The organism is Sphingomonas sp. 4RDLI-65 (genome assembly GCF_049472435.1).
In the GTDB taxonomy this organism is placed as follows: domain Bacteria; phylum Pseudomonadota; class Alphaproteobacteria; order Sphingomonadales; family Sphingomonadaceae; genus Sphingomonas.
In genome coordinates this window covers 749,607-772,202 of record NZ_JBCEBT010000001.1, presented here as the reverse complement: position 1 = coordinate 772,202, position 22,596 = coordinate 749,607, and the positions used below count along the sequence as shown (strand labels likewise).

The 22,596-nt window shown below is 65.9% G+C and carries 22 protein-coding genes; 9 read left to right on the top strand and 13 right to left on the bottom strand.

The window, feature by feature from the left end:
- The first annotated feature begins 100 nt into the window (after positions 1–100).
- Both eno and VH567_RS03270 read left to right on the top strand, forming a co-directional pair.
- A complete protein-coding gene (gene eno / locus VH567_RS03275; protein ID WP_423323132.1) occupies positions 101–1,381 on the top strand; it encodes a phosphopyruvate hydratase in 1,281 nt (426 codons plus the stop codon).
- Between the two features lie 25 nt (positions 1,382–1,406).
- The gene (locus tag VH567_RS03270) at positions 1,407–1,733 is read left to right on the top strand and encodes an FtsB family cell division protein (protein ID WP_423323130.1); all 327 of its coding nucleotides are present in this window, start codon (positions 1,407–1,409) and stop codon (positions 1,731–1,733) included.
- 42 nt (positions 1,734–1,775) lie between these two features.
- Here the strand turns inward: VH567_RS03270 and VH567_RS03265 are convergent, their stop codons facing one another.
- Positions 1,776–2,600: an alpha/beta fold hydrolase gene (locus VH567_RS03265; RefSeq protein ID WP_423323128.1), complete on the bottom strand. Its 825-nt coding sequence runs from the start codon at positions 2,598–2,600 to the stop codon at positions 1,776–1,778.
- A gap of 126 nt (positions 2,601–2,726) precedes the next feature.
- On the opposite strand from VH567_RS03265, the gene VH567_RS03260 reads away from it, so the two are divergent.
- On the top strand, positions 2,727–4,466 hold the full coding sequence (locus VH567_RS03260; protein WP_423323126.1) for a DUF885 domain-containing protein: 1,740 nt from the start codon (positions 2,727–2,729) through the stop codon (positions 4,464–4,466).
- A 21-nt stretch (positions 4,467–4,487) separates the two neighbouring features.
- Entirely contained in the window at positions 4,488–4,985 is a 498-nt protein-coding gene (locus VH567_RS03255) for a DUF4760 domain-containing protein (RefSeq protein ID WP_423323124.1), read from the top strand.
- On the opposite strand, the gene VH567_RS03250 is transcribed toward VH567_RS03255, so the two are convergent.
- Positions 4,982–6,397, bottom strand: a complete 1,416-nt coding sequence (locus tag VH567_RS03250; RefSeq protein WP_423323122.1) for an MFS transporter — start codon at positions 6,395–6,397, stop codon at positions 4,982–4,984. The two genes, VH567_RS03255 and VH567_RS03250, sit on opposite strands and share 4 nt — an antisense overlap.
- A gap of 58 nt (positions 6,398–6,455) precedes the next feature.
- Here VH567_RS03250 and VH567_RS03245 point away from each other — a divergent pair, with 58 nt between their 5' ends.
- Positions 6,456–8,585 (top strand): prolyl oligopeptidase family serine peptidase, encoded by a 2,130-nt coding sequence (locus VH567_RS03245; protein ID WP_423323120.1) that lies wholly within the window; start codon positions 6,456–6,458, stop codon positions 8,583–8,585.
- A 145-nt stretch (positions 8,586–8,730) separates the two neighbouring features.
- Here VH567_RS03245 and VH567_RS03240 read toward each other — a convergent pair whose 3' ends face one another.
- Both VH567_RS03240 and VH567_RS03235 read right to left on the bottom strand, forming a co-directional pair.
- Positions 8,731–9,282, bottom strand: a complete 552-nt coding sequence (locus VH567_RS03240) for a glycine zipper 2TM domain-containing protein (RefSeq protein ID WP_132740412.1) — start codon at positions 9,280–9,282, stop codon at positions 8,731–8,733.
- Positions 9,283–9,386: 104 nt separating this feature from the next.
- Entirely contained in the window at positions 9,387–9,680 is a 294-nt protein-coding gene (locus VH567_RS03235) for a hypothetical protein (protein WP_423323118.1), read from the bottom strand.
- A gap of 173 nt (positions 9,681–9,853) precedes the next feature.
- On the opposite strand from VH567_RS03235, the gene VH567_RS03230 reads away from it, so the two are divergent.
- Both VH567_RS03230 and VH567_RS03225 read left to right on the top strand, forming a co-directional pair.
- On the top strand, positions 9,854–10,141 hold the full coding sequence (locus VH567_RS03230) for a type II toxin-antitoxin system RelE/ParE family toxin (RefSeq protein ID WP_423323116.1): 288 nt from the start codon (positions 9,854–9,856) through the stop codon (positions 10,139–10,141).
- Positions 10,141–10,437, top strand: coding sequence for a HigA family addiction module antitoxin (locus VH567_RS03225; RefSeq protein ID WP_423323114.1), 297 nt, complete (start codon positions 10,141–10,143; stop codon positions 10,435–10,437). Before VH567_RS03230 ends, VH567_RS03225 begins: the two co-directional genes overlap by 1 nt.
- Positions 10,438–10,874: 437 nt before the next feature.
- On the opposite strand, the gene VH567_RS03220 is transcribed toward VH567_RS03225, so the two are convergent.
- Positions 10,875–13,154 (bottom strand): ATP-dependent helicase, encoded by a 2,280-nt coding sequence (locus VH567_RS03220; RefSeq protein WP_423323709.1) that lies wholly within the window; start codon positions 13,152–13,154, stop codon positions 10,875–10,877.
- A 217-nt stretch (positions 13,155–13,371) separates the two neighbouring features.
- On the opposite strand from VH567_RS03220, the gene VH567_RS03215 reads away from it, so the two are divergent.
- Positions 13,372–13,701, top strand: coding sequence for a UrcA family protein (locus VH567_RS03215; protein ID WP_423323112.1), 330 nt, complete (start codon positions 13,372–13,374; stop codon positions 13,699–13,701).
- A 260-nt stretch (positions 13,702–13,961) separates the two neighbouring features.
- Positions 13,962–15,632, top strand: coding sequence for an inorganic phosphate transporter (locus tag VH567_RS03210; RefSeq protein ID WP_423323110.1), 1,671 nt, complete (start codon positions 13,962–13,964; stop codon positions 15,630–15,632).
- Positions 15,633–15,728: 96 nt separating this feature from the next.
- On the opposite strand, the gene VH567_RS03205 is transcribed toward VH567_RS03210, so the two are convergent.
- From VH567_RS03205 to VH567_RS03170, 8 genes are all read right to left on the bottom strand, one after another.
- Positions 15,729–16,157 (bottom strand): DUF6628 family protein, encoded by a 429-nt coding sequence (locus VH567_RS03205; protein WP_423323108.1) that lies wholly within the window; start codon positions 16,155–16,157, stop codon positions 15,729–15,731.
- A gap of 69 nt (positions 16,158–16,226) precedes the next feature.
- A complete protein-coding gene (locus VH567_RS03200; RefSeq protein ID WP_423323107.1) occupies positions 16,227–17,540 on the bottom strand; it encodes a bifunctional folylpolyglutamate synthase/dihydrofolate synthase in 1,314 nt (437 codons plus the stop codon).
- Between the two features lie 119 nt (positions 17,541–17,659).
- Entirely contained in the window at positions 17,660–18,511 is an 852-nt protein-coding gene (gene accD / locus VH567_RS03195; RefSeq protein WP_254686890.1) for an acetyl-CoA carboxylase, carboxyltransferase subunit beta, read from the bottom strand.
- Positions 18,508–19,320 (bottom strand): tryptophan synthase subunit alpha, encoded by an 813-nt coding sequence (gene trpA, locus VH567_RS03190; protein ID WP_423323105.1) that lies wholly within the window; start codon positions 19,318–19,320, stop codon positions 18,508–18,510. The genes accD and trpA overlap by 4 nt, the downstream gene beginning before the upstream one ends.
- 160 nt (positions 19,321–19,480) lie before the next feature.
- Positions 19,481–20,722, bottom strand: a complete 1,242-nt coding sequence (gene trpB / locus VH567_RS03185; RefSeq protein ID WP_056486842.1) for a tryptophan synthase subunit beta — start codon at positions 20,720–20,722, stop codon at positions 19,481–19,483.
- Between the two features lie 112 nt (positions 20,723–20,834).
- Entirely contained in the window at positions 20,835–21,467 is a 633-nt protein-coding gene (locus VH567_RS03180; protein WP_423323103.1) for a phosphoribosylanthranilate isomerase, read from the bottom strand.
- A 57-nt stretch (positions 21,468–21,524) separates the two neighbouring features.
- Positions 21,525–22,199, bottom strand: a complete 675-nt coding sequence (gene pyrF, locus VH567_RS03175) for an orotidine-5'-phosphate decarboxylase (RefSeq protein WP_423323101.1) — start codon at positions 22,197–22,199, stop codon at positions 21,525–21,527.
- Complete coding sequence (locus tag VH567_RS03170; RefSeq protein WP_423323099.1) at positions 22,199–22,561, bottom strand: hypothetical protein; 363 nt, start codon at positions 22,559–22,561, stop codon at positions 22,199–22,201. Before VH567_RS03170 ends, pyrF begins: the two co-directional genes overlap by 1 nt.
- Positions 22,562–22,596: the final 35 nt, after the last annotated feature.

Here is a 22,596-nt window from a genome sequence, read left to right as displayed (position 1 = left end):
CGACACTATTCTCGGCTGTCCGCGCGATTGCCCGCAATGGCGCGAGACGGTAGAGGCGGCGCGAACGACCCGGCACCGGGATTTGTAGGAGCATCGTTACGTGACCGCAATCATCGACCTTCATGCACGCCAGATCCTCGACAGCCGCGGCAATCCGACCGTCGAGGTCGACGTGCTGCTCGAAGACGGCAGCTTCGGCCGCGCGGCTGTCCCGTCGGGCGCCTCGACCGGCGCACACGAGGCGGTCGAGCGTCGTGATGGCGACAAGACCCGCTGGGGCGGCAAGGGCGTCGACGGCGCGGTCGACGCGGTCAACGACGAGATCACGGACACCGTGCTCGGCATGGACGCGGAGGACCAGTCGGACCTCGACCGCGCGATGATCGAGCTCGACGGCACCGAGAACAAGGGCCGGCTGGGCGCGAACGCGATCCTCGGCGTCAGCCTCGCGGTCGCCAAGGCCGCGGCCGAAGCGCGGGGCCTGCCGCTGTACCGCTATGTCGGCGGCGTGCAGGCGCATCTGCTGCCGGTGCCGATGATGAACATCATCAATGGCGGCGAGCATGCCGACAACCCGATCGATTTCCAGGAATTCATGATCGTGCCGGTCGGCGCGTCGAACATCCTCGAAGCGGTCCGCTGCGGTTCGGAGATCTTCCACACGCTGAAGAAGGGCCTGAGCGAGAAGGGCCTGTCGACCAGCGTCGGCGACGAGGGCGGCTTCGCGCCGAACATCGGCAGCACGACCGAGGCGCTCGACTTCATCATGTCGAGCATCGAGAAGGCTGGGTACAAGCCCGGCGAGGACGTGATGCTCGCGCTCGATTGCGCGGCGACCGAATTCTACAAGAACGGCAAGTACGACATCTCGGGCGAGGGCCGGATCCTCGAAAGCGGCGAGATGGCGGAGTATCTCGCGGACCTGACGCGGCGCTATCCGATCTTCTCGATCGAGGACGGCATGGGCGAGGACGATTGGGAGGGCTGGAAGACGCTCACCGACCTGATCGGCGACAAGGTCCAGCTGGTCGGCGACGATCTGTTCGTGACCAACCCGAAGCGCCTGAAGCGCGGGATCGACGGCGGGTACGCGAACTCGCTGTTGGTGAAGGTCAACCAGATCGGCACGCTGACCGAGACGCTCGAGGCTGTTTCGATGGCGCAGCGGGCGAAGTATACGGCGGTGATGTCGCATCGCTCGGGCGAGACCGAGGATTCGACGATCGCCGATCTGGCGGTGGCGACCAACTGCGGTCAGATCAAGACCGGCAGCCTGGCGCGGTCGGACCGGTTGGCGAAGTACAACCAGCTGATCCGCATCGAGGAAGAACTGGGCGACGCGGCGCGCTATGCGGGTCGCGACATCCTGATCGGCGGCTGATAAGCTGGAGTCCGGGAGAACGAGCATGGCACGCGTGACGACGAAGACCAGCAAGCTGCGGAAGACGATGCGCAAGGCCGCGTGGCCGGCGCTCGGGCTGACGTTGATGGCGTTCTTCGGCGCGTACGCCGTGCTCGGGCCGAACGGGATGTTCGCGTATGGCGACTACAAGCGCCAGCTTGCTAAGCGCGAGCAGGATTACGCGGTTCTCGATCGCAAGCGCGAAGTGCTGAAAAATCGCGTGGCGTTGCTGAATCCGGACCATGCGAACCCGGATATGGTCGACGAGATGGTCCGGAAAGAGCTCAACGTCGCACATCCAGACGAAGTGATCGTGCCGCTGGGGAATTGAGTTTCTAATCCTCCCCCTGGCGGGGGAGGATTAAGGGACGGGTCACTTGCCCAGGAACGTCAGCAGATCGTTGGTGAAACGGTCGCTCTCCGTGATCGTCAGACCGTGCGGCGCGCCGTCATATTCCACCAGCTGCGAACCGGCGATGCCCTTTGCCGCGGCACGTCCGGTGGCGTCGATCGGCACCGTCTTGTCGCTCGTTCCGTGGACGACCAACGTGGGGACGCGGAACGCCGCCAGATCGTGGCGGAAGTCGGTGTGGCCGAACGACTTGGCGCATTCCAGCGTCGGATGCAGACCTGCCTGCATCGCCAGAGCCCAGGCCCAGTCGACGACCTCGTCGCTGACCGGCGAAGTGATGAACCCGACGCCGAGGAACTGCTGGAGGAAGGTCTTGAAGAACGCCGGGCGGTCGTCCTCGATGCCCGCGCCGATTCCGGCAAGCGTTTCCTCGTCGACGCCGTGGGGATTGTCGTCGGTCTTGAGCATGTACGGTACCACCGACGCGATCAGCCCGGCGGCGACCACGCCCTTGCCGTCGTAGCGGCTCATGTAGCGCGCGATCTCTCCGCCCCCCATCGAGAAGCCGACGATCGTCGCGTCGGTGTTAGCGCCGGTCGCTTCCATCACGTCGGCGAGATCGTCGGTGAGCGTGTCGTAATCATAGCCGGTCCAGGGCTGGCCCGAGCGGCCGAACCCGCGGCGGTCATAGGCGATCACGCGAAAGCCTGCATGGGCCAATGCCATCGCCTGCGCGTCCCAACTGTCGGCGTTGAGCGGCCAGCCATGCGTAAGGATCACCGGGCGTCCGGTGCCCCAGTCCTTGACGTAAATATCGGTACCGTCACGGGTTTTTACGTAGGGCATGAAGCTCTCCAGTCGTTCGAACAGGTGTGCGGTCAACGGCCCAGCGCGGACGCCGTTCCGCACACTGGCGCGGCGAGGCTTCGGCTGGCAGCATGGGGAACAGGACGAATCGGAATTGGAGACAGGATGCGGATCGGACTTTTGACGACGGCGCTTGGCGCGGTCCTCGCGCTCAGCGCGTGCGGCCCGGCGCAAACTTCGTCGAACACCCAGGCTCCGGCTGCGCCTACGACCGCTGCGAAGAGCGACTGGGCGGGGTTCCGCGATGGCTTCATCGACGGCTGGTTCAAGATCGATCCCGCCAACGCGGTCTATCAGGGCAAGCACGAGTATGACGGCGGGCTCGGCGACTGGAGTGCCGCGGGGCTGAAGCGACAGGCGGACTTCCTGCATGGCGCGATCGACAAGGCGGGGGCGTTCAAGGATTTGAAGCCCGCCGAGGCGTTCGAGCGCGACTATCTGGTGCAGGTTGTTAAGGGCAAGCTGTTCTGGCTGGAGGATGCCGACCAGCCGCATCATAACCCCGCCTGGTATGTGAGCGCGGGGCTCGATCCGAACGTCTATATCGCGCGCAATTACGCAGATGCGCCGACGCGGATGAAGGCGCTGACTGCGTTCTTCCAGAAGATCCCGGCGGCGGCGGGCAACATCAAGGCGAACCTCAAGGCCCCGATGCCGCTGAGCTATGTCAATTACGGGACGGCGGCGTTCAACGGTTTTGCCGACTATTATGCGGGCGACGCGGTGAGGGCGTTCGCGAGCGTCAAGGATGCGGCGGCGCAGAAGCAGCTGACCGATGCGGCGAAGGCGGCGGCGGCGGCGATGCGCGATCTGGGGACGTGGACCGAGGGCCAGCGCGCGACCGCGACGCAGGATTTCGCGCTGGGGGCGGACAAGTTCTCGCGGATGGTGGCGATGACCGAGGGCGTCGATACGCCGCTCGACCAGCTCGAGGCGGCGGGTGTCGCCGATCTGAAGCGTAACCAGGCGGCGCTGGCGCAGGCGTGCGGGGTGTTCGCCAAGGTACAGACGATCCTCGCTTGCATGGACAAGATGAACGCGAACAAGCCGGTTGGCGGCCCGGTTGCGGAGGCGCGGCGGCAGATCCCGACGTTGCGGAAGTTCGTCGTGGATCACGACCTGCTGACGATTCCCGGGACGGAGCAGGCGCTGGTGGAGGAGTCGCCGCCATATAACCGACAGAACTCGGCGTATATCGACCCGCCTGGGCCGTTCGAGAAGGGCGTACCGTCGGTCTACTATATCTCGCCGCCCGACCCCGCCTGGACCAAGGCGGTGCAGGACGCGTTCGTGCCGGGCAAGAACGACCTGCTGTTCACCTCGGTGCACGAGGTGATGCCGGGGCACTTCGTCCAGTTCCTCCATGCGAACCGGTCGCCGTCGCTCTTCGGGCGGTTGTTCGTGGGGTATGCGTTCGCCGAGGGGTGGGCGCATTATGCCGAGGAAATGATGTGGGAGGCGGGGCTCAACAACGGCGACGCCGAGACGCATGTTGGGCAGATCTCGAACGCTCTGTTGCGCGACTGCCGGTATCTTTCCGCGATCCGGATGCATGCGAAGGGGATGACGCAGGAGCAGTCGTTCCGGATGTTCGTCGACGAATGTTACCAGGACGAGGGGAACGCCAAGCAGCAGGCGGCGCGCGGGACGTATGATCCGGCGTACCTGAACTATACGATGGGTAAGCTGATGATCCGGAAACTGCGAGCGGATTGGACGGCGACGCGGGGTGGGCGGAAGGCTTGGAAGGCGTTCCATGACCAGTTCTTGAGTTATGGCGGGCCGCCAATTCCCTTGGTGCGGGCTGCGATGATGGGAGAGGCCAAGGCTACGGCTGCTTTCTGACATTGTTTTGGGGACAAGTTGATGGACGTTGAAAATTGGATAGCGATGGCGGGTGTGGCCATAGCCTTCGGCATTGCTGTGCGTCAGGACGTGCTAACACGTCAGTCAAAGCGCGTTTCAAATTCGGTAACTTTGATAACAAAATTTATGGAACCTGAGGCTAGAATCGCGAGATTCAGAGTTCGAAGTATTTTGCAAAAAGTTCCACCGGGTGGTCAAGATTACTCAATGATCGATGAGGATGATCGAGCTGCATTGGCAAGTATATCTTCATTGTTCGGTCTCGTAAGTTTATTGGATGATAAGAATGAAATTGAGCTAGATATAATATTATCGTCATTTGGTGATAGTATCGTAACGAACTTTGAAAGGCTTAAGGATTATAAGCTTTGGAGGGACTCTCGCCATCCCGGCTCGGATTCGCTATGGCGTCATTTCGAGATGGCTGCAAAGAAGGCTCGCGAGCGCGGCTACACTAGCGCTAGCCAAGCACGTACGTTGACGATTTCTACGGTCTAACTTACGGTCGGCGCTGGCTGAGCGCTATTGGTTTCCTCGCTCGGCGGGTTGCGGATCGAGGGGCGGAGTCGGCTCAGGCTGCATAGGCCCGCCACCAGCGCGAGACCTGCGGCGACCAAAGGCGGGGTCATGCCGGCACCTACGCCCATCGCCAGCAACGCCGCGACCAAGGTCGCGCCCGTCGTCTGGCCCACCAGCCTTACCGTCGACACAAGACCCCCAGCCGCTGCCGCCCGCTCCCGTGGCGCACTCCCGATAATCAACCGCGCATTCGGCGCCATGAACATCCCGAACCCCGATCCGCACAGCGCCATCCGCCAGGCGATGTCGAAATACCCCGGGTCCGCCGGCATGTAGGCGAGCAGCAGCAGCGCGCAGGTCGAGACGCTCATGCCGATCCCGCCGAGCAGCCCCGCCGGATACCGATCCGACAACCACCCCGACAGCGGCGCGACGACCATGTTCGCCAGCGGCCACGGCGCGATCGCCGCGCCGACTTCGGCGGCCGAGAACCCATAGGCGTGCGTCAACCGGAACGGCGTCGAGAGCAACAACGTCATCTGCGCGATGAACGCGGTGTACGCACCGATCGCCGACAGCGCGAGCACCGGCCGCGCGAGCAGGTCGATCGGCAGGATCGGCTTGGTCTCGCCCTGTTCGCGCTTCACGAAGAACCAGCCGATCACCACGCCGGTCAGCACGATCGCCGCCGAGACGATCGGGCTGTCGCCGTGCACCGCGCTCTCCGCGCCACCGATGACGAGCCCGATCATCGCCGCGCACATGACCGCGCCGAGCACGTCGAACGGCTCGTCACGGCGGTGCGGTTCGGGCAGCGCGCGGCCGAGCAGCAGCGATGCGATCGCGAACGGCACCGCGCTGGCGAACACCCACGGCCACGGTGCGATCGCCAGCACCAGCCCGCCGATCGTGGGGGCCAGCGCCGCCGAACTCGACACCACAACCGAGTTGATGCCCAGCCCGCGGCCAAGCTGCTTGGCGGGATAGATCGAGCGGATCAGCGCCGACGAGACGCTCAGCGCCGCCGCTGCGCCCAAGGCTTGCGCCGCGCGCACGACCAGCAGGAACGGCAGGCTCTTCGCGAAGAAACACAGCAACGTTGCGACCGTGAAGAGCAGCTGGCCGTACTGGTACATCCGCTTCAGCCCGATCCGGTCGCCGAGCCCGGAGAACGGGAGCAGCGCCATCGCCAGGATCAGCTGGTACACCGTGACGACGGTCACCACCGCGCTGCTGCCGACGTTCAGGTCGCGCGCGATCGTTGGCAGCGCGACGGTGGCGATGCCGCCATCGATGATCGTCAGCGCCGTCCCCGCCGAAATCGCGGCGATCGCCATGAAGCGGCGGGGCTTGGGCAGGCCGTCGGCGGCCGATATCTGGTCCGGTTGCATTGCGGACCGCGATAGACCCCGGCATGTATCCCGCCAAGCAAATCAGGGAGATACGGTGATGCGGGTTCTGGCTTCGATGCTTGCGGCGACGATATTGAGCGGGACGACTGGCCTTGCGAGCGGCCCCGCGCTTGCCCAAGTCGCACCGATGACAAAGACAGAGACCGCCGCGGACCCCTATATCTGGCTCGAAGACAAGGACGGCGCCAAGCCGCTCGTCTGGGTCGAGGCGGAGAACGCCAAGACGCTCCCACGGCTCCAGAACGATCCGCGCTACAAGACCTTTTACGCCGAGGCGCTGGCGATCGCGTCGGCGAAGGATCGCATCCCGATGCCGAACCAGATGTTCGGGCGGATTTATAATTTCTGGCGCGATGCGGATCATCCGCACGGGCTGTGGCGCTGGACCAGCGCAGCGGACTACGCGTCGGCAACGCCGAAATGGACGACCGCGCTCGATCTCGATGCGCTGGGCAAGGCCGAGGGCAAGCAGTGGGTCTGGAAGGGCTCGACCTGCCTCGAGCCGGAGCAGCGGCTGTGCCTGGTCGCGCTGTCCGAGGGTGGCGAGGATGCGGTGACGTATCGCGAGTTCGATCTGCAAACCGGTGCGTTCGTCGCGAACGGCTTCACGCTGCCCAAGTCGAAGCAGGATGCGACCTGGGTCGACAAGGATACGCTGCTGGTCGCGCGCGACTGGGGCGCGGGCACGACGACGCAGTCGGGCTATGCATTCGTGATGAAGCAGTTGAAGCGCGGCCAGCCGCTCGAGGCTGCGACCGAGGTCTATCGTGGCGCCGCGACCGATCAGGGCGGCACCGCGGCGAACGTGCTGACCGACGAGAAGGGCAATCGCCTGATCGTGATCCAGCGCCGCAAGACGTTCTTCGGCGCGGACAAGCTGGTGTGGACTCCGGCGGGTGCGCGGCCGCTCGCATTGCCCGACCGGACCTTCCCGGCAGGCATGATCGACGGGCAGGTGATCTTCTCGACCAGCGATCCGTGGGGCCAGATTCCCGAAGGCGCGATCGCGTCGGCACCGCTGGCCGAAGTCGAGAAGGGGGCGATCAATCCGACGATCGTCTTCGCGCCGGGCCCGCGCCAGTCGGTCGACGGGATGGGGCTGACGAAATCCAAGCTGTTGCTCGTCGTCTCGGACAACGTCCGCGGCCGCGCGTCGGTCTACACGCATGGGGCAGGGGGCTGGACCGCCAAGCCGATCGCGCTGCCCGACAATGCCTCGATCGACGTGGCGAGCACGACCGATCGCAGCGACGACGCCTATCTGACGGTGACCGGGTTCCTGACGCCGACCTCGCTGTATGCGCTGGATGCGGCCTCTTCCGCTGCACCAAAGCCGATCAAGACTCTGCCGGCGAAGTTCGACGCGTCGAACGATATCGTCGAGCAGTTCGAGGCGACCTCGACCGACGGGACGAAGGTGCCGTATTTCGTGGTGCACAAGAAGGGCATCGCACTCGACGGGACCACGCCGACGATCATGACCGCCTATGGCGGGTTCGAAGTGTCGATGACGCCGAGCTATTCGGGGAGCACCGGCAAGCTGTGGCTGGAGCGCGGCGGGTCCTACGTGCTCGCCAACATCCGCGGCGGCGGCGAGTTCGGGCCCAAGTGGCATGACGCTGGGCGGAAAACGAAGCGACAGGTGATCTATGACGACTTCGCCGCGGTGGCGAAGGACCTGTTCGCGCGGAAGCTGACGAGCCCGGCCAAGCTCGGCATCTATGGCGGGTCGAACGGGGGCCTGCTGATGGGAGTCGAGTTCAACCAGCATCCTGATCTCTGGAAGGCGGTGACGATCCAGGTGCCGTTGCTCGACATGATCCGGTACGAGGGGATCGCGGCTGGCGCGTCATGGGTCGACGAATACGGCTCGGTGAGCGTGCCGGAGGAAAAGGCGTTTCTCGAAAAGATCTCGCCGTATCAGAACATCAAGAAGGGCGTCGCGTATCCGGAGCCGTATATCTGGACGACCACCAAGGACGACCGCGTCGGGCCGCAGCATGCGCGCAAGTTCGCGGCGCGGTTGAAGGAATATGGCCTGCCGTATCTCTACTACGAGGATACCGCGGGCGGCCATTCGGGCGATGCGGATATCGAGCAGGGGGCCCGGTTGCAGGCGCTGCAGATGACGTACTTCACGCAGAAACTGGTCGGTCCGGCGAAGTAAATGCAATCCTCCCCCGCCAGGGGGAGGTGGCAGGCGTTAGCCTGACGGAGGGGGAGGGCGCGACAACCTGCGTTCCGTGTCCTCCCCCTCCGTCACCTTCGGCGACACCTCCCCCTGGCGGGGGAGGATCAGCGCGGACGGTGGCTCAGCGGCAGCGAACCTGGTTGTTGCTCTGCTCCACCGCACGCCCCGCAAGGCCACCCGCCGCGGCGCCCAGCAACGAGCCGACGATCCGCGAACGGCCGCCATCGATGACGTTGCCGAGGATGCCACCACCAGCCGCACCGATGATCAACCCGGTCGTGCCGTCGTTGCGCTTGCAGTAATAACGCCCATCCTGCCCCGCATAGACGCGGTCGTTGGTCGCCAGCGTGCGCTCCTGGTAGTTCGGACCCGCACGATAATAGCGCGAGGGATCGTAATTGCCCTCGTCGCGCTCGTCCGGATACGCCTCCTGGTAGCCGCCACTGCGATCGGGTGCGGTGCGATAGCCGGTCTGCGGCGCATAACCGCCGCGATTGCCGCGGACCGACTGGTAGCGATCGAATTCCGTGCGGAATATCTGCAACTCGCTGTCGAGCCGCGCCTGGGCGGCGGCAAAGCGAGCGTCGTCGGCCTGCGACTGAGCGAGCGCCGGCGTGGCAACGGAAAGGCACGTCGCCGCAATCACCGCAGCCGTACCGAAGAAACGCTTCATGATCCAAATCCTCGTCAAAGGGGCACATGCAGGGACGGACGGTGGCGTCATGCCACCGCCCGCCTGGTGCCGACGCACCATACTACGCGCCGGCTCGGCTTACGTCAGCGGCAGATCTGCACGCGACGATGGTTGCGCCATTCGGTGCGGCAACGGCGATTGTTGTTCCAGTTGCGACGATCGTTGCCACGGCCGCGATAGCGCCGGTCGTCATGGCGATCGCCACGATGATCGTTACGGCGGAAATCGCGGCGATCGCCACGATGGTCGCCGCGGTGGTCATTGTCGCGGTACTGCTGGCTGTGCCCGCGATCGCGCTGCGCCTCGGCAGGAGCGGCGGCGCCGAGGCCGAGCGTTGCAAAGGCCAACCCGGCCGCGATGAGATGCGTAAACTTCATGAGATGTCCTCTCGAACCCGACGATCGGGATGCGCCGTTGATACGGCTGTCGAGAGACATCGTTCCTGAACGGGATTGTCGGCTGCGGTACAGGTTTGGGGACGCAACCCACGGAGGCGCGTAAAGCGTCACTTGTCGGTTGACGTCAAGGCGAGTCCGGCGCAGCATCGGGGATGGTCATCGACTCCATTCGGCATAAGGCCTTGCGGTCGTTTGCCGAAAACGGTCGGGCCAAGGGGTTGCCGGGCAACCTTGTCGATCGATTGCGTCATATGCTGGCGTATATCGCAGTGATGGAGAGCGTCGACGAACTGGCCGTACCGCCCAATTTCGACGCGCATCGACTGACCGGCGATCGCGCCGGTCTATGGTCGCTGACGGTGACGAAGAACTGGCGGATGACGTTTCGGATCAACGATGCCGGTGGCGTCGAGGATATCGATCTGGAGGATTATCACTGATGGCAATCAAGCTGCATGCAAGCTTCGCGGTCCACCCCGGCGCATGGCTGCGCGCCGAAATCGTTACGCCGCATGGGTTGAGCGTGACGGACGCAGCCGCCAAGCTGCGCGTGACGCGACAGGCGATGAGCAACCTGCTGGGAAGTCGCGCAGGATTGTCGGCCGAAATGGCGATCCGGTTCGAGAAGGCGTTCGGGTTGCAGGCGGATACGCTGATGCGGATGCAGGCGGCGTATGATCTGGCGCAGGCGCGGGCGCGTGAAGGCGAAATCGAGGTTGAACGAGTGGCGGCTTGATCGCCTCCCAAATCGATCATCTCATGATTGGTCTACATTTGGTGGGTCAACGCCTCGGAAACGCGCCCGGGATTTACGTTGAATTTCTGGGCTACGTCACGTTGATGTAGCTTCGGATACCTCGCAGCGTATACTCTAATATCTTCCGCGAGTTCTGACGTAAAATGCGCGCTTCGCACCGAGGCACGCGTGACGGGCGAATTGCGATACGTTTCGTCGGCTAGATCGTGAAGTTCTTCGATGCCGTGCTCGTCTGCAATCTCACGAAGTCGAGAGCGTATCTCAGGAATCGTTCGCTTGTTACCCGACATGTATCCGTCCTCGACTCGAAGTCTTGGGGGGATAATCTCAAAATTACCGTAGATTTGCAAGTTTACGGGAATGTGCGGAAAAAAGATCCGTCCGGTTCTGCATCGAACGAATGTCGACGCTTTACTTCAGCCTATGGTGACGAAGCTATCCATCACCCGTTTCCGCCCAGACTGTTCGAAGTCGATCTCCAGCTTGTTGCCTTCGATCTCGGCGATCGCGCCGTAGCCGAATTTTTGATGAAATACGCGCATGCCGAGCGAGAGGTCGTCGCGGCCTTTGTTGCCGAGGCTGATCGCGCTGGACCGGCTTTCTACGACGCGGGCGGGTTTTGTGGAGAAGGTGCTGCCGGTGCCTGACGCACGCTGCCAGCCGGGACCGCGGCCGGTGCCGCGGGCGACGTCGGCGAACGGATCGGCGCGGTCGGACCAGTTGGCTTGCCACAGGCTCGCACCGCCGGACATCGTGGTTTCCGTGTCGATGTGTTCGGCGGGGAGTTCGGCAACGAAGCGTGAGGGGATCGACGAGTTCCACTGGCCGTAAATGCGGCGGTTGGCGGCGTGGATGATGACCGCGAGACGCCGTGCGCGCGTGATCGCGACATAGGCGAGGCGGCGTTCTTCCTCGAGGCTCTTCACGCCACCTTCGTCGAGCGAGCGCTGCGACGGGAACAGGCCTTCCTCCCAGCCGACTAGGAACACCGTGTCGTATTCGAGGCCCTTCGCCGCGTGGATGGTCATGATCGTGACCTGCGGATCCTGCGCGCCGCCCTCGTTGTCCATCACCAGCGAGACGTGTTCGAGGAACGCGCCGAGCGAATCATATTCCTCCATCGCGCGGACGAGTTCGCTGAGATTTTCGAGCCGGCCGGTCGCCTCGACCGACTTCTCGGCCTGGTACATCGCGGTGTAGCCACTCTCGTCGAGCAATTGGCGGGCGAGTTCGGCGTGCGGCAGGCTAGTCGCCATGTCGCGCCAGCGGGCGATGTCGCCGACCAGCCGACCGAGCGACTTCTTCGCAGCCCCGGTCAGTTCGTCGGTGTCGAGGATGCGTGCGGCGGCGGTGGTCAGCGGTGTGCCGGTGGCGCGTGCGAGCTGGTGGATGCGTGCGACCGCCTTGTCCCCCAGGCCGCGCTTGGGGACGTTGACGATGCGTTCGAAGGCGAGGTCGTCCGCGGGCTGGTTGACCACGCGGAGGTACGCCAGCGCGTCGCGGATTTCGGCGCGTTCGTAGAAGCGGAAGCCGCCGACGATCTTGTACGGCATGCCGATCGCGATGAAGCGGTCCTCGAACTCGCGCGTCTGGTGCTGCGCGCGGACCAGGATCGCGACCTCGTCCAAGGACTTGCCCGAGCGGCGGACGATGTCGATCTCCTCGCCGACGCGGCGCGCTTCCTCGGGGCCGTCCCAGACGCCGATGACTTTCACCTTCTCGCCGACATCGCGCTCGGTCCACAACTGCTTGCCGAGCCGCCCGCCATTGTTGGCGATCACGCCCGACGCCGCGCCGAGGATGTGCGGCGTGCTGCGGTAATTCTGCTCCAGCCGGATGACCTTCGCCCCCGGAAAGTCGCGCTCGAACTTCAGGATGTTCTCGACCTGCGCGCCGCGCCACGAATAGATCGACTGGTCGTCGTCACCGACGCAGGCGATGTTCTTGCGCTCCTGCGCGAGCAGCCGCAGCCAGAGATATTGCGACGAGTTGGTGTCCTGATACTCATCGACCATGATATATTTGAAGCGCTGCTGATACTGCGCGAGCACGTCGCGGTGCGTCTTCAGGATCACGAGCATGTGCAGCAGCAGGTCGCCGAAATCGCAGGCGTTGAGCGCGATCAGCCGCGTCTGGTACTGCTGGTACAGTTCGCCGCCGCGGCCGTTGGCGTAGCGTTCGGACTCGCCCGCATCGATGTCGGCGGGGACTAGGCCCTTGTTCTTCCACTGGTCGATCAGCCCGGCGAGGCTGCGCGTCGGGAAGCGCTTCTCGTCGATGTCGGCGGCGAGGATCAGCTGTTTCAGCAACCGCAACTGATCGTCGGTATCGAGGATCGTGAAATTCGATTGCAGCCCGACCAGTTCGGCGTGACGTCGCAGCATCTTGGCGGCGATCGCGTGGAAGGTGCCGAGCCACGGCATGCCCTCGACCGCATCGCCGACCAGACGACCGACGCGCTCGCGCATCTCGCGCGCGGCCTTGTTGGTGAAGGTGACGCTCAGGATCTCCGACGGCCACGCCTTCTTCGTGAAGATCAGGTGCGCGAGCCGCGCGGTCAACGCCGCGGTTTTGCCGGTGCCCGCGCCGGCGATGATCAGGACCGGGCCGTCGGTGGTCAGCACGGCCTCACGCTGCGGCGGATTAAGGCCGCGGAGATAGGGGGGCTCGGCTTGCGGCGCGGACGTTTGGGCGATCTGGTTCACCGGTGAACAGGTAGGGAACGGTGGCCGGTGGGGCAACCTTTGAAACGTCGCCGAACCGTCGCGTGGGCGTCATGAAGCGCGTCTAGGGGATGCGCAGCGACGAGGTTCGTCGTCGGAGATACCGCACCCAGAACGGTATCCCGTCGCGCAGGCGCCGTCGCCCGCGGGCCATCGCCTGCGGACCGCAGGACCAACGAGGACCATCATCATGAAGCTTTTCATCAGCGTCGCTTCGGCGGCGATCGTCGGCGCGTGTCTGTTTTCGACGGGCGCATCGGCCAGTTCCGTTCGCGAGCCGGTATCGATGCGCGTATCGCGCGCCGGGCTCGACCTGACCAGCGACACGGGGCGGACTGCGTTCCAGCGCCGGCTGCGATCGGCGATCGCCGACGCGTGCCAGCCGCACTCGTCCGGTCTCGATGCGTTCGCCGATGCGCATCGGTGCCGTATGGAAATGACGGCGGATGCTGGCGTGAAGATGGCGGCGTTGCTCGGGCGTAGCGGGACTGAGCTCGCCAGCATCGATGTGGCGCGTTGAATTGCCGCGCGCGGGCTGACTGAAATCCAAGGATGCCGGCCGAACGATCCTCCCCCGCAAGGGGGAGGTGGCTGGCGTTTGCCAGACGGAGGGGGAGGAAGGGGTAACCTCTGTGACGTGTCCTCCCCCTCCGTCGCCTTTGGCGCCACCTCCCCCTGGCGGGGGAGGATACAAGGTACCCTACGTCTCAAATCAGGCCCGACCAGCGCTTGATCTGCATCTGTCATAAGATTGTCATCGTAAGGGCCGACTGCACCTCCATGGCTACTTCCACCTTTGCTCTCGACGCGACGCCGGCTGATTCGGCTCCCTCGGCGTCGGTGCCGCGCACCGGTCCCAAGCTCGACCATGCGCTCCATCCGGCGGGGCGGTGGATCTTCCTCGCGGTACTGATCGGCGGGCTTGCCTATGCCGGGTTCAGCATCGCGTTCGACACCGCGCAGGTCGGCGAGAGCCTGGCGGGCGGGGCGTTCGCGTTCCTCGCGCTCGCGCTGTTGATCGCGCTCGGGTTCGAGTTCGTGAACGGGTTCCACGATACCGCCAACGCAGTCGCCACGGTCATCTACACGCACTCGATGCCCGCGCCGCTCGCGGTCGTCTGGTCGGGGTTCTTCAACTTTCTCGGCGTGATGCTGTCATCGGGCGCGGTGGCGTATTCGATCGTCACGCTGCTGCCGGTCGACCTGATCCTCAACGTCGGCAGCGTCGGCGGGTTCGCGATGATCTTCGCGCTGCTGCTCGCGGCGATCGTGTGGAACCTCGCGACGTGGGCGGTCGGGCTGCCCAATTCGTCGAGCCATGCGCTGATCGGCTCGATCCTCGGCGTCGGCCTCGCCAACCAGCTCATCAGCGGCGGCGGGGCGGACGGGACCTCGGGCGTCGACATGGCGCAGGTCTGGAAAGTCCTCTCCGCGCTCGCGTTCAGTCCGGTCGTCGGCTTCGTCGGCGCGCTGTTACTCCTGCTGGTGATGAAGCGCTTCCTCCGCGACAAGGCGCTGTACGAGGCGCCCGAGGGCCAGACGCCGCCACCACGCGGGATCCGGGCGCTGCTGATCGGCACCTGCACCGCGGTCAGCTTCGCGCATGGCAGCAACGACGGGCAGAAGGGCATGGGGCTGATCATGCTCATCCTGATCGGCTGCGCGCCAACCGCCTATGCGCTCAACCGGACGATGCCCGAGAGCGCGACGCCTGCCTTCGTCCAGGCGGCGCAGGCGGCGTCGGCGGCCTATCTCGCGCATGCCAACGGCGCGCCCGCCACGGTCGGCGCGGCGCGCACGACGGTGACGCAGGCGCTGAAATCGAAGCGGGTCGCGGATCCGGTCGTATACGGTGCGCTGGCGACGCTGTCGGACGACGTGTCGAGCCGGATCGCGGGCTATGGCTCGCTCGGCAAGGTGCCGGCGGCAGCGACGCCGAACCTGCGCAACGACATGTACCTCGTGCTCGATACGACCAAGCTGATCGCCGCCGACAAGGCCGCGCAGGGCCGGTTTACCGCGCAGGAAATCACGACGCTGAAGGACTATGGCGGCAAGCTCGAACAGGGCACGCGGTACATCCCGACCTGGGTTAAGGTGACCGTCGCGCTTGCGCTGGGTTTGGGCACGATGGTCGGATGGAAGCGGATCGTCGTCACGGTCGGCGAGCGGATCGGCAAGACGCACCTGACCTATGGCATGGGCGCGTCCGCGGAACTCGTCGCGGCGTCGACGATCCTGCTGGCGGTGAATTTCGGCATGCCGGTGTCGACCACGCATATCCTGTCGTCGGGTGTCGCTGGCGCGAGCGTCGCCAACGGGGCGGGGTTGCAGCGGCGTACGGTGATGAACATGGCGCTGGCGTGGGTGATGACGCTGCCGGTGGCGATGCTGTTGTCCGGCGGGCTGTATTGGCTGTTGCTGACGGCGGCGCATTCGCTGGGGTATTGAGCGAGGGCTGTCTGTCGCCGAGGATGCCAGCCCCGGCCCTCCGCGATCGCGGTTGGCCTGGAGGCTGCTGCCGGTCCGATCCGATGACTGGGCGGATCAGGCGGTAACGGGACGTCCTTCGTCGGCGAACGCGGCGGCCACCGCGGCGGCGCTTGCCAGCACGCCATCGACGCGGCGCACCCCGAGCAGGTCGGCCATCAGCAACCGCGCCGCATCGGGCGCGATCTCGACCCGCGCGATGATCGTCAGCATCGCCGCCTCGGCCGGCGTCATCCGCGCGCAACAGCATGGCGCGATCGCGATCGTCCCCGACGATGTGCCCGCAAGGTCGGCCATCAGCGCGCGCAGGAGCACCAGCGGCCGCCGGAAGCCCTGGCCGAATGCGGTCAGCAGCGTATGCGCGGCGCGTGCGTCGGCGAGGCCGTTCGCGCCCATTCGCCGCATCGCAAACAATACGATCCGCGCATTCTCGCACTCGGGCAGCGCATGCGGGAGGACGGCGGTAGCGGTTCGAACATCGGTCATTCACACGACTCCGTGGTGGTCGCCCACAACGTCGCCGGTTAGTTATTGATAGTCAATAGCAATAAGAGATCAGTCGGGCAGTTGGTCGTTCCCGACGAGCGCTTCACCCGCAATGTAGAGCGAGCCCGCGATCAGGACGACGCCCGGACCATGGTCGGCTGCCAGATCAAGCGCTTGCGGGATGCTCGCCGCGGTCCGCCCCGCAATGTCGTACCGCGCTGCGATCCCGACCAGCGCGTCTGGCGCATAATGCGCATGGCCCTCGACGGGGATCGCGATCACCCGGGCCAGCGATGGCGACAGGATCCTTAGCACCGCGTTTGCATCCTTGTTGGCGAGCATGCCCATGACCAGCGTCACCGGCCGGCCTTGCGCGATCCGGCGCAGCGCCTGTGCGACCGGCTGGGCGGCATTGGGATTGTGCGCGCCGTCGAGCCAGAGTTCGCTGCCCGCGGGCAGTCGTGCGAGCAGGGGGCCATCGGACAGGCGCTGCATCCGGGCTGGCCACTGCGCCCAGTCGGCGGCGGCGCGCATCGCGGCTTCGGGGATGTGGAGCGCGCCCTGATGGCGCAGCATCGCGATCGCGAGCGCGAGGTTGCGCGACTGGTGCGCACCGACGAGGCGGGGGCGGTTGGTGACGAGCGAGAAGCCGGTGTCCTCGTAGCGGACGGTCGACCGCGCGGTCTCGCTGGTCCAGGCGGTGCCGCGCGCGTGGACGGGGGCGCCGGCCGCTTCGGCGACTGACGCGATTTTCGCGCGGAGGGCCTTGGGATAGTCCATCGTGACGAGCGGCACGCCGGACTTGGCGATGCCCGCCTTTTCGCCGGCGATCTCCAGCAGCGTGTCGCCGAGGAACGACTGGTGATCGATGCCGAGTGCGGCGATACCGGTGACGACCGGGTTCGGGATGACGTTGGTCGCATCGAGCCTGCCGCCGAGGCCGACTTCGACGATGGTCGCTGCCGCTGGCGTGCGCGCGAAGGCGAGGAAGGCGGCGGCGGTGGTGACCTCGAAGAAGCTGGCTTGCAGGTCGGCGGCTTGGTCGAGGACTTCCGACAGCAGGGCCGCGAGCAGGTCGTCGTCGATCAGCGATCCGGCGAGGCGGATGCGTTCGTTGAAGCGGACGAGGTGCGGGGAGGAATAGACGTGGACGCTGTGTCCCGCGGCTTCGATCGCGGCGCGGAGGAAGGCGCAGGTCGAGCCCTTGCCGTTGGTGCCGGCGACGTGGAACACGGGGGGGAGCGATAGATGCGGGTCGCCGAGGCGGGTCAGGAGCGCGGTGATGCGCTCGAGGCCGAGGATGTCGGCGCCGGGGGAGAGCGCGGTCAGCCGATCGAGCTGGGCTTGCACTGCGGGGGACGAGGAAACGGCGTGGTCGGGCATTCTTCTAGGCTCCCTCTCCCCTCCGGGGAGAGGGCTGGGGTGAGGGGCAGTTCCGGGCGGCGCACTGCTTGGCAGCCCCTCACCCCGGCTCTCTCCCCGGAGGGGAGAGGGAGTAGCGATCAAGCCGCTTCGCGCGCGCTGAGATAGCCGATCACCGTGCCGAGCTGCTCTCGCAGGTCCTTCCGGTGGACGACCATGTCGATCATCCCGTGCTCGAGATAATATTCCGACGTCTGGAAATCCTCGGGCAGCTTCTCGCGGATCGTGCTCTCGATCACGCGGCGGCCGGTGAAGGCGAGCGTCGCCTTGGGCTCGGCGATCTGGACGTCGCCGAGCATCGCATACGCCGCCATCACGCCGCCCGAGGTGGGATCAGTCAGCACGACGATGTAGGGGAGCCCGGCGTCATGGAGCATCTGGATCGCGACGGTGCTGCGCGGCATCTGCATCAGGCTGAGGATGCCCTCCTGCATGCGCGCGCCGCCCGATGCGGTGAAGATCACGTACGGCACGCGGTCCTCGATCGCCGCCTCGACGCCGCGGACGAACGCTTCACCGACGGCCAGACCCATCGAGCCGCCCATGAAGCCGAAATCCTGCACGCCGACCACGACCCGGTGGCCGTCGATGCTCCCGCGCGCGTTGATCAGTGCGTCCTGCTCGCTGTTATCCGTCCGCGCCGCCTTGAGGCGATCGGTGTACCGCTTCTGGTCACGGAACTTGAGCGGATCCTCGGGCACCTTCGGCGCCGGAAGTTCGCTGCAGCTGCCCTCGTCGAACAGTTGCGCGAAGCGGATCTTCGGCCCGATGCGGTCGTGGTGATCGCATTTCGGGCAGACGTACAGATTGTCCTCGAGCTCCTTGGTGAAGACCATCTGCCCGCAGCCCTTGCACTTGTGCCAGAGATTTTCGGGCGTCTCGCGCTTCGCGACGAAGGGCAGGACGTTGCGGACGCTGTTGAGCCAGCTCATGCGGGAACCTTCCGTGCGGACGCGACGGCGTCGGCGAGAGACTTGATATAGGCGCGGACCGGCTCGGCCGCAGCGGCCCCGTGTTGTGCGACCAGTTCGACGATCGCCGAGCCTACCACGACGCCATCCGCGACGCGGGCGACGTTGGCCGCCTGTTCGGGGGTGCGGATGCCGAAGCCGACCGCGATCGGGATGTCGGTCTGTGCCTTGAGGCGAGCGACGGCGTCCTCGATCGAGGATTGCTGGGCCTGCTGGAGCCCGGTGATGCCGGCGACCGAGACGTAATAGAGGAACCCGCTGGCGCCATCGAGCACGGTCGGCAGGCGGGCGGCGTCGGTGGTGGGCGTTGCGAGGCGGATCAGGTCGATCCCGGCCGCGCGCAACTGCGGGCCGAGCGCGTCGTCTTCCTCGGGCGGTACGTCGACGCAGATCACGCCGTCGACGCCGGCCTTCGCGGCGGCTTCGGCGAACCAGTCCGCACCGCGCCGGAGCATCGGGTTGCCGTAGCCCATCAGCACCAGCGGCACGTCCGGGTGGCGCGCGCGGAATGCGGTGGCGGTGGCCAGGATGTCCGCAGTGCGGGTGCCTTGCGCGAGGCTGCGGATGTTCGCGGCCTGGATCGCGGGGCCGTCGGCCATCGGATCGGTGAACGGCATGCCGAGTTCGATTGCATCCGCGCCGCCGGCGACGAGCGCATCGAGGATCGGGCCGGTGGCCTCGGTGGTCGGATCACCCGCTGTGACGAACGCGACAAGCGCGGCACGGCCGGCGGCGGCGGTGCGGGCGAAGGTGGCGGCGAGGCGGCTCACTTGCCCCCCTCCCGCAAGCGGGAGGGGCTGGGGGTGGGCGCCCGGCTTCCGCTAGTGATGTCATTTGCGAGAATGGGGCCCGAACCCGCGGTGCCGCCGGTGTGAGCGCGAGCCCACCCCCGGCCCCTCCCGCTTGCGGGAGGGGGGAAGGATGCGGCGATCATATCGCCACCCCGAGCGCTTCCGCCACGGTGAAGATGTCCTTGTCGCCGCGGCCGCACAGGTTGGCCAGGATGATCTGGTCCTGCCGCATCTCGCGCGCCTTCTTGGTCACCGTAGCGATCGCGTGCGATGGCTCCAGCGCGGGGATGATGCCCTCGGTCCGGCACAGCAGCTGGAATGCGTCGAGCGCTTCGGTGTCGGTCGCGCTGTCATATTGCACGCGGCCGATGTCGCGGAGCCAAGCGTGCTCGGGACCGATGCCCGGATAGTCGAGCCCGGCCGAGATCGAGTGCGCCTCGGTGATCTGGCCATCCTCGTCCTGCAACAGGTACGTCTTGTTGCCGTGGAGAACGCCGGGGAATCCACCCGCGAGGCTCGCCGCATGCTGCTTGTCCAGACCATGGCCCGCCGCCTCGACGCCGAGCATCTGCACGTCGGCATCGTCGAGGAACGGATGGAACAGCCCGATCGCGTTCGAGCCGCCGCCGATCGCCGCGACCAGCATGTCGGGCAGGCGACCGACGCGCTCGAGCATCTGCGCGCGCGCCTCGGTGCCGATCACGCTCTGGAAATCGCGTACCATCTCGGGATACGGGTGCGGGCCGGCGGCGGTGCCGATGATGTAGAAGGTGTCGTGGACGTTCGCGACCCAGTCGCGCATGCCCTCGTTCATCGCGTCCTTCAGCGTGTGCGCACCGCTGGTGACCGGGCGGACTTCGGCGCCGAGCAGCTTCATGCGGAACACGTTGGGCGCCTGACGCTCGACGTCCTTCGCGCCCATGTAGATCACGCACGGCAGGCCGAAGCGCGCGCAGACCGTCGCGGTGGCGACGCCGTGTTGGCCAGCACCAGTCTCGGCGATGATCCGCGTCTTGCCCATCCGCATCGCGAGCAGGATCTGGCCGATGCAGTTGTTGATCTTGTGCGCGCCGGTGTGGTTGAGCTCGTCGCGCTTGAACCAGACCTGCGCACCCATGCCCTCGGGGGCGGACTCGCGGAGCGCTTCGGTCAGGCGCTCGGCATAGTAGAGCGGGCTCGGGCGGCCGACATAATGTTCGAGCAGGTCGTCGAACTGCGCCTTGAAGGCGGGGTCGGCCTTGGCGGCGCGATACGCCTCGTCGAGTTCGAGGACGAGCGGCATCAGCGTCTCGGCGACATAGCGGCCGCCGAAATCACCGAAATGGCCGCGCTCGTCGGGCTGGGCGCGATAGGAGTTGGGGGCGAGGGTTGGAGCGTTCATGTGGAGCGCTTTAGCACTTCGAAGTGTCGCGCCAAGCCCCTCTATCCTCGCAAAGTGTATCCCCGCGAAGGCGGGGATACAGTCTGGGCACCCGCCTTCGCGGGGGAACAATTCAGGTGCGGGTAGCCGTAAGAAACGACGCGATCCTGGTTTCGTCCTTGATACCGGGCTCGCTTTCGACCCCCGACGACACGTCGACGAGTTCGGCGCCGGTGCGGCGGATTGCTTCGGCGACGTTGCCCGGATCGAGTCCTCCCGATAGCGCCCAGGGCAGGGGATGTTTGAACCCGTCGAGCAGGTCCCAGTCGAACCGCAAGCCCATTCCGCCCGGCAATGCGGCCGAGTCCGGGGTCTTGGCGTCATATAGTATCCGGTCGGCGACTCCGGTAAAGCCATGCGCCGCATCCAGATCGCCCCGCGTGCGCACCGCAACGGCTACCCACGTCTCGATCCCAAACTTCGCGCGGATCGCGGCGGTCCGTGCGGGCGTCACTTTATGAAGTTGCAGCACGTCGAGCGCGGCGGAGGCGACTGCCTGTTCGAGCATCTCGTCCTCGGGATCGACGAACACGCCGACCTTGGCGACATGACCCGGTACACGCGCCGCGAGTTCGGCGGCCTTGGCGAACGTCACGTGGCGCGGCGACGCGGGGAAGAACACGAACCCGACATGACTCGCGCCGTGCCGGATCGCGGCGTCGAGCGTCGCAGGAGTCGAGAGGCCGCAGATCTTGGCGGTGGTCATGGATTTCCTTCAGTGCCCCTTGGCCAACGGAGCGTGAACCGACTTCGTAGCGTCCGCTCAGAGCGTGGCGGCCATCGCCCTTGCGGCTGTATCGGGATCCTCGGCCTGCGTGATCGGACGGCCGACCACCAGGATCGACGCGCCCGCATCGAGCGCCTGCCGCGGTGTCACGACGCGCTTCTGGTCGCCGATGTGGCCGTCCGGCAGACGGACGCCGGGCACCACGAAGAACCCCTTCGGCCAGATCGCCTTGGCCGCCGCGACCTCCGCACCCGAGCAGACGATGCCGTCGACGCCGGCCTCGCACGCGAGTTCGGTCAGCCGCGAGACTTGGTCGTGCGCGCTGCCGACGACGCCGGTCGCGGCGAGATCGGCGGCGTCGAGGCTGGTCAGCATCGTCACCGCGATCACCTTGGTGCCGATCGGTGCCGCCGCCTTCGCGTCCTCGAGCATCGCCCGGCCGCCGCTCGCATGCACCGTCAGGATCGCGGGTTCGAGCGGGCCGAGCGCCTGCACCGCCTTGGCGACGGTGTTCGGAATATCGTGCAGCTTGAGATCGAGGAAGATTGGCAGCCCGAATTCCGCCATCGCATGCACGCCGGCTTGGCCGTGCGCGGAGAAGAATTCGAGGCCGAGCTTGATCCCGCCGACATGGTGGCGGACGCGTGTCGCCATCGCCTTGGCGCGCGCCAGATCGGGTGTGTCGAGCGCGACGTAGATGCGGTTGCTCATTACGCCACGCCCGGCGGGACGGCGGTCGGCGCGCCGAGCGGGGCGATCGTCACCGGAGTCACGGGCACCGCGGGCGCATCGGCGGGCACCAGCGCCACCGGCTCGGGCCGCGGCGTGCGCAGTTCCATCAGTTCGCGCTCGCAGGTCGACAGGCGCTGGCGCAGTCGCCATCGGATCGCGTGGTTATAGAGCATGGTCGGAACGAACCCGACCAGGAACGTCACGAACAGCAGCAGAGGCAGGTTCACGTCGGCGATCAGCCCGCCCCAGAGCTGGATCTGGACCGCATTCCAGTTCGATATCGTGAACACTGCGGCGACGAACGCCAGCAGGCACCAGAACAGGATTTTCAGGAACTGCATGCGGCCACCTCTATATCTTCGCCCGCAGCCGAAGC